Source organism: Streptomyces sp. NP-1717 (assembly GCF_022695985.1).
In the GTDB taxonomy this organism is placed as follows: domain Bacteria; phylum Actinomycetota; class Actinomycetes; order Streptomycetales; family Streptomycetaceae; genus Streptomyces.
Window position 1 is genome coordinate 1 of record NZ_JAAPBF010000230.1, and the last position, 11,626, is coordinate 11,626.

Genomic DNA, 11,626 nt, shown 5'->3' on the forward strand with positions numbered 1-11,626 from the left:
CTCCGCGGTGTCGGCCGGGGGCGGGGGCTCCAGTTCGAACGCGTCCGCGCCCAGTTCGTCCAGGACGTGCGGGGCCGGGCGCGGGGGCGTGGGCATCACGGCCGCCTCGGAGTGGCCGCCGCAGCCGTACGCCAGGGACACCACCCGTCCGTCCGCCGGCGAGAACTCGTTCGCGCAGACGCCGAACGCCTGCCGCAGCGAGCCGGCGAGCGGCAGCAGGAAGCCGCAGGACACACAGGGCGCGGGCGCCGCCTGCGCCATGGGGGTCTTCGCGCCGAACGACTCGTCCCAGCGGTCCGCCGCGATGTGGAGCCCGTAGCGGGACAGCACCCTGGCCCGGCGCATGCCGAGCTCCTCGGCGACCGCCGAGATGGTGCCGCGGCCCGTGGTCGCGGACGCGGCGTCGCGGTCCGTCTCCGCGGTGACTTCGATGTCCTCCGCCTCGACCAGCTCGGCCAGGGCCTGCGGGGTGACGGCCTCGCGCAGGACGGAATTGGGCGGGGGCGTGTCCTCGCCGCTGTAGCCGGGCTCCAGGCGGAGATCCTCCGCCTGGGTCGGCAGCAGATCGCCGGGGCCCATGTCGCCGGGGCGCAGCCGGTCGCTCCACGGCACCCATTCGGGGGCCTGGAGGGAGTCGGGGCCGGGCAGCAGCACCGTTTCGTCAAGGGTGACGAGTTTGGAACGGGACGCGCGGGCGACGGTCACCGCCCAGCGCCAGCCGCGGTAGCCCATCTCCTTGCATTCGAAGAGATGGGTGACGACGCGGTCGCCCTCGGACACCGCCGACACATGCTCGCCGACGACGCCGGGCGCGGCAGCCTCCTCGGCCGCCGCCCTCGCGAGGTCTACCGCCTCCGCGCACAGGCGGTCGGGGGTTCGGCTTCGAGTCGTCGCAGCACTCACAGGTCTCGCTTCTCTCCTACGCCGTTTCACGGGTGCGCCGACCGAGTCGCGATGCACGGGCCGTGGGCGGAGCGGACCAGAGGGCCGCATCGACGTCCACGCCCGAGGTCTCCCGGGCACACCTACCGTCAACCATTCTGCGGGATGACGAAGAGGCGCGCGGCCGAGAACAACCGCCGGTGGCGCGCTACGCACGCTACCCTCTCCGCCGCCCGCCGCCCACCTGCACGCCCCCTTTCCCGGAGTCCGGGCAGCCCGGAGGGGGTGCGGCGGCCCGGGAAAGGGCTGGGAGACCGCGGTGGAGCGGGTGGCCGGGCGGCCGTGAAATCTCGGCAAAGTAATGAGAAGAGAAGCCGAAGTCAGCGCGTCAGGGACGTCGCGAGCGTTCCCTCACCCGAAGTGGGGGCAGTATGACGGGGTGGCAGCCGTCAGGTCGTCCGAGAAGCCCGGTCCGGTCCGCAGAGCGGGCCGGACGGTCGGGCGTGCCCTGCACCTGCCGTTCAGCGGCACCGCCAAGGGCATCCGCAAGGCCACGCACGCGCACGGGGCGGGCGAGTCCGGCCTCGGCCGGCTGATCGAGCTGCACGCCGTGAACGGCGCGGGTGACGTCATGATCACCGTTGCCCTCGCGTCGACGGTCTTCTTCTCCGTACCGACCGACGAGGCCCGTGGCCGCGTCGCGCTCTACCTCGCCGTCACGATGGCCCCCTTCACGCTCCTGGCACCGGTGATCGGCCCGCTCCTCGACCGCCTGCCGCACGGCCGCCGGGCCGCGATGGCCGGCGCGATGCTGACCAGGGCGCTGCTCGCGCTGACGATGTCGGGCGCGGTGGCGACGGGCGGTCTGGAGCTGTATCCGGCCGCGCTGGGGGTGCTCGTCGCCTCGAAGGCGTACGGGGTCGTCCGCAGCGCCGTCGTGCCACGGCTGCTGCCACCGAAGTTTCCCCTGGTCCGGGCCAATTCCCGGGTGACGCTCGCGGGGCTGCTCGCGACGGGTGCGGCGGCCCCGATCGGGGCCGGACTCCATCAGATCGGGCCGCAGTGGCCGCTGTACGGGGCGTTCGTGATCTTCGTCGCGGGTACGTTCCTGGCGTTCACGATGCCGCCGAAGGTGGACTCGGCCAAGGGCGAGCGCAAGATGCAGATCGTGGCGCGCGGGAGCAAGAAGCGGCCGAGCCTGCGCACGGTCGGCCCCTCCGTCTTCAACGGCCTCCAGGCGAACGCGTCGCACCGGGCGCTCTCCGGCTTCCTGATCTTCTTCCTGGCGTTCCTGCTGCGCCAGCATCCGCTGGCGGGACAGAGCGCCGCCGTCTCGCTGGCCATCGTGGGCGTCTGCGCCGGTACGGGCAACGCGATCGGTACGGCGGTGGGCGCCTGGCTCAAGGCCCGCGCGCCCGAGGTGATCATCGCCACCGTGCTGGGTATGGCGCTCACGGCGGCGATCTTCGCCGCGGTGTTCTTCGGCGGCCTGACGATCGCGGTGCTCGCCACCACGGCCGGTTTCACCCAGGCGCTGTCGAAGCTGTCGCTGGACGCGTGCATCCAGCGCGACGTCCCGGAGGAGGTCCGCACCTCCGCCTTCGCGCGCGCCGAGACGCTGCTCCAGATGTCGTGGGTGGTGGGTGGCGCGATCGGTATCGCGCTGCCGCTCAACGGCGTGCTCGGCATGTCGGTCGCCGCCGCTCTGGTCGCGACCGGCGCCCTGTTCTCCGTACGGGGGCTGCTCGGCGCGGCCCGGCACGGCGCGCCGCACCCGCGCGTCGGATGAGACCGGCCGGGCGATAGCCTTCGGCCCATGACCGTTGCGTTCATCTCTGCCAGGGCCCGCCGGACCGGTGTCGCGCTCGGCGCCGTCTCCGCGGGCCTGCTCGTCCTCTCGGCCTGCGACAAGCCGACGCCGGTCGCGACCGTGACGGTGGGCACGGACTCCGTGCACTCCGAAGCGACCTGCTACAACCACGGCAAGTCGCTCGGGGAGGAGTCCGTGCTGGCGAAGTGCCTCAACGACACCTCCGGGCGCAAGACGATCTCCGTCTCCCTGGACGACCGGATCCACTTCGGCGTCGACCCGGCGATCGCGGACAACGGCTGGACCTTCTACATCGACGGTCAGCGGGTCGAGCCGGAGCCGAACAAGGACACCTACCGCACCATCCAGGCGAGTTCGTTCTTCGCCTCGCAGACGGGCGAGCTGATCAAGTCCGTCGATCTCGGGATCGTGGAGACGAGCGAGAAGGAGAAGGCGGTCACCGGTGTCTGGAACTTCGAGCTGAAGAAAAAGTCCTGATCCTGGCGGACCGGCCGGGCTGCCCGGCGAGGGAGGGGCGTTCGTGCGCGTACTCGTCGTGACGGCCGTGACGGCGGAGGCCGACGCGGTCTCCGCCGGACTGGGCGCCGCCGGTACGGGGGCCACGGAGCGCGCCCTGCCGGGCGGTTACGTCCTGAACGCCCGCCCGAGTGCCGATGTGCTGGCGGCCGGGGTCGGTCCCGCCGCGGCGGCGGCCGGTACGGCGACAGCGCTGGCCCTCGCGTCCGTCTCACTCTCCCCTCCCGGTTCCCCGGCCTCCCCCGCTTCCCCGGTTTCTTCCGTCTCCCGCGCGCCGTACAACCTGGTCGTCTCCGCCGGGATCGGCGGCGGGTTCCAACCGCTCGCCCCCCTCGGCTCGTTGGTGGTGGCCGACGCGATCGTCGCCGCCGACCTGGGCGCCGAGACGCCCGGCGGTTTCCTGCCGGTGGACGAACTGGGCTTCGGCCGCACCGTCCATCTCCCGCCCCCCGGACCGACCGCCCGGATCGCGCACCTGCTGGACGCCGTCCACGCGCCGGTGCTCACCGTGTCCACCGTGACCGGATCGGCGGCCCGTGCCGGCGAACTGACCACGCGTCACCCGCGCGCCGCCGCCGAGGCGATGGAGGGTTTCGGTGTCGCGGAGGCCGCCGCCGCGTACGGCCTGCCGGTGATCGAGATCCGCGCGATCTCCAACGCCGTCGGCCCGCGCGACCGTTCGGCGTGGCGCATCGGCCCGGCGCTGGACGCGCTGCGGTACGCCTTCCAGCAACTCAGCCCCGTCTTCGAGGAGTCGCCATGAGGCACACCGCCCCGCCCGTGCGGATCGCGTACTCACCCTGCCCCAACGACACGTTCGTCTTCGACGCCTGGGCGCACGGCCGGGTGCCCGGGGCTCCCGAGCTGGACGTGACGTTCGCGGACATCGACATCACCAACGGCATGGCGGAGCGCGGCGAGCTGGACGTGCTGAAGGTGTCGTACGCCGTGCTGCCGTGGGTCCTCGACGAGTACACGCTGCTGCCGTGCGGCGGCGCGCTCGGCCGTGGCAACGGTCCGCTGGTCCTGACCCGCGAACCGGCCGCCGATCTGACCGGCAGGACCGTCGCCGTACCGTCCGAACGGTCCACCGCCTACCTGCTGTTCCGGCTGTGGGCGGCGGAGGTCGTGCCGGGCGGGGTGGGCCGGATCGTGGTCATGCCCTTCCACGAGATCATGCCCGCGGTGCGCGACGGCAAGGTCGACGCGGGGCTCGTCATCCACGAGGCGCGCTTCACCTACCAGGACTACGGGCTGCACCGGCTCGCCGACATGGGCGAGCACTGGGAGTCCACGACGGGTCTGCCGATCCCGCTGGGCGCGATCATCGCGAAGCGGAACCTGGGCTCGGACACGCTGCAGCTGCTGGCGGACTCGGCGCGTACGTCGGTCCGTATGGCGTGGGACGACCCGGAGGCGTCCCGCCCGTACGTCCGCGCCCACGCGCAGGAGATGGACCCGGCGGTCGCGGAGCAGCACATCGGCCTGTACGTCAACGAGTTCACCGCCGACCTGGGCCCGGACGGCTACGCGGCGGTCCGCGGGCTCCTCACCCGCGCGGCGGCGGAGGGCCTGGTTCCGCCGCTCTCCCCGGAGGCCCTGGCCTTCGGCTGACCCGCCCGGCCGGCCGGGACCCCGGTCCTAGGACCCGGCGGTGCGGGCCTGGTCCGCGCGGCCGATACGCGACCGCCGGACCCGTCCTAGCGTCACACCCATGACCAACGACGCGAACACGAGCGGTGTCCTGGAAGAGGCCCTGGAGCGGCTGCACGCCTCGGGTCCCGAGATCTACGAGTGGCGCCTGACCAACCACGCCCCCATGGTGGTCGAGGCGCTCGCCACGCACGGACGGTCGGGCGCCGTGCACCGGTGGCTGGACGCCTACCAGGTCCGGCTGGACGACTTCCCCACCTCCGTGGCCCGCGTGACCGACGCCAACTGGCGGGAGGCGCTGGGCGATACGCGCCGGGGAGCGGACTGGATCGGCTACTTCCTGCGGGCCATCGAAGAACGGCCCTGGCGCGACGTGCTCGCCGAGTGGTGGCCCCGGCTGCTGCCGGGCATGTACGGCGGGTCCACCCACCCGGTGATCCGGGTCGGCCACGCCGTGCGCGTCATCACCGAGAGCGGCGAGAACGGGCCACGCCTCACCGAACTCGCCCACGGACTCGGCTACTGGGCCGCCCGCCACCACACGGTCCCCGGCGTCACCCCGCTCGCCGGCGCCCCGGACGCGGACGGCGCGCTGGAGGCCGTGCCCCCGATCAGCGACTTCGAGGGCGGCTTCAGGGACCGGCTCGCCCGGGTCGACCGGCTGCCGGTCTGGTCGGCCGACGTCACCGACCCGGACGAGGCACGGGACCGGCTGACGGCCCTGGTGGCCGCCGCGACCCACCGCTACGCCACCCACGGCCACGGCGACGAGACGATGCTGGTCCACGCGGCGACGGCCCCGAACGCCGTACTGCGCACCCTGCCCGCCCTGCCGCGCGCCCTGTGGGTCCCGAGCCTGCACGCGGCCTGGACGGCCTCGGCGGCGGTGACCTCGATGTACGCCCCGGCCCAGCCGGCCCCGTACACCCCCGCCCACGGCACGACACCCGAAGAGGTCCTCGAACGCGCCCTGGCCCACGGCGACGAGCACGTCATCAAGTTCGCCGACACGGCGCTGGACGTGGGCGACGAACGGGCGCTGACGGCGGCGCTGCACGCGATCGACCTGAGCGAACCGCTGATCTACTGAGGGCCGCCCCCGGGTCGTCGAGGCGCTGTGCCGACGCGCCTCGGGCTCCGGTGCAGGACGCCGGCCGACCAGATTCCGTCCTGTCAGGGGCGGGGAATGGGAAGCCGGGCTCACGGCGCCAGGGCACCAGGGCGCGTGAGCCCGGCGGGATTCTTCGGGGTGGTGCTAGACGTCGAGTTGGTCCGCCACCGCACGCAGCAGGCCCGCGATGTTCGCGCCCTGGGACTTGTCCGGGTATCTGCCCCGCTCCAGGACGGGCGTGATGCTCTCCAGGAGCGTCGTCAGGTCCTGGACGATGGAGGCCAGTTCGTCGGGCTTGCGGCGCTGGGCCGCCGCCACCGACGGGGCGGGGTCGAGGACCGTGACCGAGAGGGCCTGGTCGCCACGCTGGCCCGCGACGACGCCGAACTCGACACGCTGGCCCGGCTTCAGTGCCTCGACTCCGGCGGGGAGGACCGATGAGTGGACGAAGACGTCGCCGCCGTCGTCACGGGAGAGAAAGCCGAAGCCCTTCTCGCGGTTGAACCACTTGACCTGGCCGGTAGGCACGTCTGTCCTCGTCCTCATGTGTTGGGGGCGCTGGCGCGCACTGAACGGCTCTGGATAGCACTACAGCGGGTCGGACGACCCGCCGTCCCCAAGGCTAATGGTCCAGGGGCTGGTGACAAGACGTCGCCGGTTGGTTCCTGTCCGCATGGAACTACCCTGGTGGAGTGACTGCTACTCCTTCATCGCCCTCCACGGAACCCGCACCGGACGCGGCGTCCGGACCGCGCGCCCAAGTGGCCGGTCCCGGCGACCGGCTGGTGCGGATCGGCGCGATCGTCTTCATCGTCGGCGCGATCGCCACCCTGGTCACCGTGGCCCCACTGTTCCTCGGGACGGACCCCTTCCCGACCGTCGCCTACGCGCTCTGCATGCTCATGGCCGTCGGCTTCGTGATCGCCGGCGCCGGGCTCCTGCGGTCGATCGCCGCGCAGCGACGTCAGGCCAGGTCGGCGGCCGGCTCCGCCACGTAGGCGCGCAGCCAGCGCGGGAACGCCAGCAGGTCGGGGAGCACCACGTCCGCGCCCGCCGCGCGCAGTTCGTCCTCGCCGCAGGGGCCCGTCGGCACCGCGACCGAGAGCGCGCCCGCCGTACGGGCGCCGCGTACGTCACCCGTGTGGTCACCCACGTACACGCTCGCGCCGTGCTCGCGCAGCGCCTCGGCCTTCGCTTCCGCCCAGAGCCGGCCGATGACGGCATCCGGTTCCACACCGAGGTGCGCGAGATGCAGCTTCGCGTTCGGCTCGTGCTTCGCCGTGACGACGATCACCCGCCCGCCGAGCTCCTGAACGGCGGCGACGGCCTCACGGGCCCCGGCCATCAGCAGCGTCGGCGCGATGGCGTGAGCGGGATAGATCTCCCGGTACCGGTCGCCCATCGCCGCGATGCGCTCCGCCGGGAACCAGTGCGCCAACTCCTCGTCGAGCGGCGGCCCCAGCCTGGTCACGGCCAGATCGGCGTCGATCGGGACACCGGTCTCGGCCGAGAGCGCGAGATAGGCGGCGTGGATGCCCGGCCGGGAGTCGATGAGCGTCATGTCGAGATCGAAGCCGACCGTCAACGGGAGCGAAGTCATACCGACATTGTGCCCGGACCCCTCCGCCGGTCGGTGGCCTGATCTCGACGCTTAGACTTAGCCAAGCCTTACCAAGCTTTGTCCCTGCCACACCACACCGAGCCCACGCCTGAGCCACGTCACGTCCCGCCGCCGTGGCCCCGGAGCCCCGCACCCGATTGGTCCCGATGACAGCCGCCGCCGTCCCGACGACCCACCGCACCAGACGCGCCCTCGTCGCCCGCCGTATCGGCTGGACGACGGCCGCCGCCGCGGCGCTGCTGCTCGCCGTCCTGCTCAGCCTCGCGGTCGGGGCCCGCGCCGTCGCGCCGGGCGCCGTGTTCGACGCCCTGCTCAACGGGGGCCACAGCGAGGACGCGGAGGTCGTACGGCAGCTGCGGGTGCCCCGTACCGTCGTCGGTCTGATGGTCGGCGCCGCGCTCGCACTCGCCGGTACGGTCCTCCAGGGCATCACCCGCAACCCCATCGCCGACCCCGGCATCCTCGGAATCAGCCAGGGCGCGGCGGTCGGCGTCGTCATGGCCATCGCCTTCGCCGGGGTGCACACACTGACCGGATACGTGTGGTTCGCGTTCGCCGGAGCGGCCGTCGCCTCGGTCGCCGTGTACGCCATCGCCTCACGCGGCAGGGGCGGCGCGACCCCGGTCAAACTCGCCCTCGGCGGGGCGGCGATCAACGCGCTCCTGGTCTCCGTGACGATGGGCATCCTGACGACGCGGGCCGCCGCGCTGGACGAGTTCCGCTTCTGGCAGGTGGGGTCGGTCGCGGGCCGGGACGCCGAACTGGTCGGCCAGGTCTGGCCGTTCCTCCTCGTCGGCACGGTCCTGGTGGTGAGCGTCGCGCGCGGGCTCGACGCGCTGGCGCTCGGCGAGGACGTCGCGAAGGGCCTCGGGCAGAACGTCGGAGCCGTCCGGGTCGTGGGCGGCGTCGGCGCGACCGTACTCGTCGGGGTCGGTGTCGCGGCGGCCGGGCCCATCGCCTTCGTCGGCCTCGCCGTCCCGCACATCGCCCGCGCGATCGTCGGCAGCGACCACCGCTGGCTGATGCCGATGGCCGCGCTCGTCGGGCCGGTCATGCTGCTCGTCGCGGATGTGCTCGGCCGTGTCCTGTTCCCGCCGGGCGAGGTGCCCGCGGGCGTGATGACGGCGCTGCTCGGTGTGCCGTTCCTGGTCGCTCTCGTACGCAGGAAGGCGGTACCGGCATGAGTACGGCCACAGCCGACCGGACAGTGGTCACCAAGGGCGCGGGGGTGCGGCCCGCCGGATACTCGCTCGTACGCACCCGGCTGGGCACCCGGCGCGTGTCGTTCCTCGTGCACCGGCGCGCGGCGATCGTCGCGAGCGCCCTGGCAGTGCTGCTCTGCGTCACGTGCGTCGCCTACCTCAGCGTCGGCGAGAGCTTCGTCGCCCCCGCCGAGGTCCTGAAGGTGGTCCTCGGACAGCCGTCGCCGGACGAACTGGTCGTCGGCACGCTGCGGCTGCCGCGCATGGTGGTCGGCCTGCTCGTCGGCGCCGCCTTCGGCGTCTCCGGCGCGCTCATCCAGACCGTCGCCCGCAACCCGCTCGCCAGCCCGGACATCATCGGTGTCACGCAGGGCGCGAGCGCGCTGACGGTCTTCGCGATGACGTACGGCGTCACGTCGTTCGCCGTTCTGCCCTACCTCTCGGTCACGGGCGGCATGCTGGCCGCCGTGCTCGTCTACGTCTTCGCCTGGCGCGGCGGGCTGCACGCCACCCGCTTCGTGCTCATCGGCATCGGCTTCGCTATCGCGCTGCGCTCGCTCACCACGCTCTTCATGACGAAGGGCGACTACCTGGTCGCCCAGCAGGCCCAGGTGTGGATGACCGGCTCGCTCAACGGCCGGGGCTGGGACGAGGCCGCGCCGCTCGGCTGGGTGCTGCTGATCCTGCTGCCGGCGGTGGCGTGGGCGGCGTACGCCCAGCGCACGGTGTCCCTGGACGACGGAACGGCCACCGCGCTCGGCGTACGCCTGGGACACGTACGGCTCGGGCTCGTCCTGCTCGGCGTGGTGCTCGCCTCCGTCGCGACCGGCACGGCGGGGCCGGTGGACTTCGTCGCGCTGCTCGCCCCGCAGATCGCGCGGCGGATGACGCGTACGGCGCAGATCCCGCTGCTCTGCTCCGCGCTGCTCGGCGCGGTGATCGTCGTGCTCGCCGACCTCTTCGCGCGCAAGCTGTTCGCGCCCACCGAACTGCCCGTGGGCGTGCTCACGGCCGCGATCGGTGCCCCATATCTGATCTGGCTGATCATTCGCAGCCGTACCGCAGGAGCTGGAGCATGAGTATGGGGACGGGCACAGGCACGGGAACAGGCACGGAGAAGAGCGCCGGCGGCCCGGCGAAGTCGCGGGCGGCGACCGGCGTGAGCAGGCTCGCGGCGCATGAGCTGACGCTCGCCTACGACGACCGCACGGTCGTCCACGATCTCGAACTGGCCGTCCCCGACGGCCGGGTGTCCGTGATCGTCGGCCCCAACGCCTGCGGCAAGTCGACCACGCTGCGCGCGCTCGGGCGGCTGCTGAAGCCGACGAGCGGTTCGGTGCTGCTGGACGGCGCGGAGCTGGCGGGCATCCCGACGCGGCGGATCGCGCAGTCGATCGGTCTGCTGCCGCAGTCGCCGTCCGCGCCCGAGGCGATCACCGTCGCCGATCTCGTCGCGCGCGGGCGCCAGCCGCACCAGCGCTGGTGGCAGCAGTGGTCGGAGGAGGACGAGCGGGCCGTCACCGACGCGATGGCGCGCACGGACGTGACCGAGCTGGCCGAGCGACCGGTCGACGAGCTGTCGGGCGGGCAGCGCCAGCGCGTGTGGATCGCGATGGCACTGGCGCAGGAGACGGATCTGCTGCTGCTGGACGAGCCGACGACGTTCCTGGACATCGCGCACCAGGTGGAGGTCCTCGACCTGGTGCGGCGGCTCAACCACGAGCAGGGCCGCACGGTCGTGATCGTGCTCCACGACCTCAACCAGGCGGCGCGGTACGCCGATCACCTGGTGGCCATGAAGAAGGGCCGGATCGTCGCGGAGGGAGAGCCGGGCGAGATCGTCACGGCGGAGCTCGTACGCGAGGTGTTCGGCCTCGAATCGGTGGTGGTCCCGGACCCGGTGACGGGGTCCCCGCTGGTGGTCCCGGGGGCGCCGTACCGGCCGGGGGGCGGGACGGACGCGGCGTAGCCGCCGGTCTGCCGTCGCGTAGCGGCCGTATCCCGGGGCAGCCGGAGAGTGAGCCGACGCGCGAACGAACGCGTCGACCGGCGACGGGAGATGACGGACCATGGCGATGGAGGAGCGGGACCGCGAACAGGCGCGGGGGTACGCGGCGCACGACGGGCCGGGCGGCCGGACGGGCGACGGGCCGGGGCCTGGGACCGGGCACGAGCCGGAGCCGCTGTCGGACCTGGAGCGGGGCACGGTCCAGCGCGCCCAGCTCCGCACCCGTGTCGCCGACATCGCCTGGACGGCGCTCATCGTCGTCCTCGGCATGTGGGCGCTGTGGAGTGCGGTCGGCATCGCGCGGGAGACGGAGAACGCGCTGGTCTACTGCGTGGTCGGCGGTGTCCTGTTCACGGTGGCCCTGTGGGCCCGTCTGTCGACCTTGAAGGCGCGTGCGCGTACGCATCTGTAGAGGGACGGTTCGCGGGCGGCCTCGCTGCCCGCGAACCGGCCGGCGTCCGACGACAGGGCGACAGGGTCTGAGCGGCGGCGTCTCAGCGGCGGCGGGAGCGCCAGACCAGGAACAGGGCCGAGCTGACCGCCGCCACCCGGATCACCACCGGCCAGGTCGCCGAGATCGCGTCGCCCATCGCGCCGTCCGCGATGGGCTCGCCCCAGCGCTCCGTCGTACGGCCCCAGAGCCAGAGCCCGCCCCCGACCACGGCCACGATCGGCAGACCGAAGACCGCCAGCTTCGCCTCGAAGCGGGACAGCTTGCGTGAGGCGTACGCGAGGACCCAGCCGCCGGCGAGCGCCAGCCAGGAGCCGAGGACCGCGCCGACGACGAGGAGGGCGGCGGCCA

At 73.0% G+C, this 11,626-nt stretch carries 14 protein-coding genes; 10 read left to right on the plus strand and 4 right to left on the minus strand.

The window, feature by feature from the left end; all coding sequences use genetic code 11:
• Positions 1-903, minus strand: a 903-nt coding sequence (locus GXP76_RS29985; RefSeq protein WP_242574762.1) for a DUF3027 domain-containing protein, incomplete at its 3' end; no start/stop codon positions are given.
• Positions 904-1,321: 418 nt separating this feature from the next.
• On the opposite strand from GXP76_RS29985, the gene GXP76_RS29990 reads away from it, so the two are divergent.
• From GXP76_RS29990 to GXP76_RS30010, 5 genes are all read left to right on the plus strand, one after another.
• Entirely contained in the window at positions 1,322-2,671 is a 1,350-nt protein-coding gene (locus tag GXP76_RS29990; RefSeq protein WP_242574763.1) for an MFS transporter, read from the plus strand.
• 27 nt (positions 2,672-2,698) lie between these two features.
• Positions 2,699-3,190 carry a DUF2771 domain-containing protein gene (locus GXP76_RS29995; protein ID WP_242574764.1) on the plus strand — a complete coding sequence of 164 codons (492 nt, stop codon included), beginning with the start codon at positions 2,699-2,701 and terminating at the stop codon, positions 3,188-3,190.
• A gap of 43 nt (positions 3,191-3,233) precedes the next feature.
• Positions 3,234-3,992 (plus strand): futalosine hydrolase, encoded by a 759-nt coding sequence (locus GXP76_RS30000; protein ID WP_242574765.1) that lies wholly within the window; start codon positions 3,234-3,236, stop codon positions 3,990-3,992.
• On the plus strand, positions 3,989-4,843 hold the full coding sequence (locus GXP76_RS30005; RefSeq protein WP_242574766.1) for a 1,4-dihydroxy-6-naphthoate synthase: 855 nt from the start codon (positions 3,989-3,991) through the stop codon (positions 4,841-4,843). Before GXP76_RS30000 ends, GXP76_RS30005 begins: the two co-directional genes overlap by 4 nt.
• A 100-nt stretch (positions 4,844-4,943) precedes the next feature.
• Complete coding sequence (locus GXP76_RS30010) at positions 4,944-5,972, plus strand: questin oxidase family protein (RefSeq protein WP_242574767.1); 1,029 nt, start codon at positions 4,944-4,946, stop codon at positions 5,970-5,972.
• A gap of 165 nt (positions 5,973-6,137) precedes the next feature.
• On the opposite strand, the gene GXP76_RS35745 is transcribed toward GXP76_RS30010, so the two are convergent.
• The gene (locus GXP76_RS35745; RefSeq protein ID WP_308354223.1) at positions 6,138-6,521 is read right to left on the minus strand and encodes a cold-shock protein; all 384 of its coding nucleotides are present in this window, start codon (positions 6,519-6,521) and stop codon (positions 6,138-6,140) included.
• A gap of 233 nt (positions 6,522-6,754) precedes the next feature.
• Between GXP76_RS35745 and GXP76_RS30020 the strand changes: the two genes are divergently transcribed.
• Positions 6,755-6,991: a hypothetical protein gene (locus GXP76_RS30020; protein WP_242574773.1), complete on the plus strand. Its 237-nt coding sequence runs from the start codon at positions 6,755-6,757 to the stop codon at positions 6,989-6,991.
• On the opposite strand, the gene GXP76_RS30025 is transcribed toward GXP76_RS30020, so the two are convergent.
• Positions 6,958-7,593 (minus strand): HAD family hydrolase, encoded by a 636-nt coding sequence (locus GXP76_RS30025; protein ID WP_242574768.1) that lies wholly within the window; start codon positions 7,591-7,593, stop codon positions 6,958-6,960. The genes GXP76_RS30020 and GXP76_RS30025 overlap by 34 nt on opposite strands.
• Positions 7,594-7,760: 167 nt before the next feature.
• On the opposite strand from GXP76_RS30025, the gene GXP76_RS30030 reads away from it, so the two are divergent.
• The 4 genes from GXP76_RS30030 (at position 7,761) to GXP76_RS30045 (ending at position 11,236) form a co-directional block, all read left to right on the plus strand.
• Positions 7,761-8,798, plus strand: a complete 1,038-nt coding sequence (locus GXP76_RS30030; RefSeq protein WP_242574769.1) for an iron ABC transporter permease — start codon at positions 7,761-7,763, stop codon at positions 8,796-8,798.
• Positions 8,795-9,895, plus strand: a complete 1,101-nt coding sequence (locus GXP76_RS30035) for an iron chelate uptake ABC transporter family permease subunit (RefSeq protein WP_242574770.1) — start codon at positions 8,795-8,797, stop codon at positions 9,893-9,895. Before GXP76_RS30030 ends, GXP76_RS30035 begins: the two co-directional genes overlap by 4 nt.
• 2 nt (positions 9,896-9,897) lie before the next feature.
• Positions 9,898-10,785 carry an ABC transporter ATP-binding protein gene (locus GXP76_RS30040; protein ID WP_277993984.1) on the plus strand — a complete coding sequence of 296 codons (888 nt, stop codon included), beginning with the start codon at positions 9,898-9,900 and terminating at the stop codon, positions 10,783-10,785.
• Positions 10,786-10,885: 100 nt separating this feature from the next.
• Positions 10,886-11,236 (plus strand): hypothetical protein, encoded by a 351-nt coding sequence (locus GXP76_RS30045; RefSeq protein ID WP_242574771.1) that lies wholly within the window; start codon positions 10,886-10,888, stop codon positions 11,234-11,236.
• Between the two features lie 82 nt (positions 11,237-11,318).
• Here the strand turns inward: GXP76_RS30045 and GXP76_RS30050 are convergent.
• Positions 11,319-11,626: hypothetical protein (locus GXP76_RS30050; protein ID WP_242574772.1), on the minus strand; the 308-nt coding region annotated here is incomplete at its 5' end.

Coding starts and splice junctions, on each gene's coding strand:
- GXP76_RS29995 (WP_242574764.1), top strand. CDS start 2,699: ATGACCGTTGCGTTCATCTCTGCCAGGGCCCGCCGGACCGGTGTCGCG.
- GXP76_RS30005 (WP_242574766.1), top strand. CDS start 3,989: ATGAGGCACACCGCCCCGCCCGTGCGGATCGCGTACTCACCCTGCCCC.
- GXP76_RS30010 (WP_242574767.1), top strand. CDS start 4,944: ATGACCAACGACGCGAACACGAGCGGTGTCCTGGAAGAGGCCCTGGAG.
- GXP76_RS30025 (WP_242574768.1), bottom strand. CDS start 7,593: ATGACTTCGCTCCCGTTGACGGTCGGCTTCGATCTCGACATGACGCTC.
- GXP76_RS30030 (WP_242574769.1), top strand. CDS start 7,761: ATGACAGCCGCCGCCGTCCCGACGACCCACCGCACCAGACGCGCCCTC.
- GXP76_RS30035 (WP_242574770.1), top strand. CDS start 8,795: ATGAGTACGGCCACAGCCGACCGGACAGTGGTCACCAAGGGCGCGGGG.
- GXP76_RS30040 (WP_277993984.1), top strand. CDS start 9,898: ATGGGGACGGGCACAGGCACGGGAACAGGCACGGAGAAGAGCGCCGGC.
- GXP76_RS30045 (WP_242574771.1), top strand. CDS start 10,886: ATGGCGATGGAGGAGCGGGACCGCGAACAGGCGCGGGGGTACGCGGCG.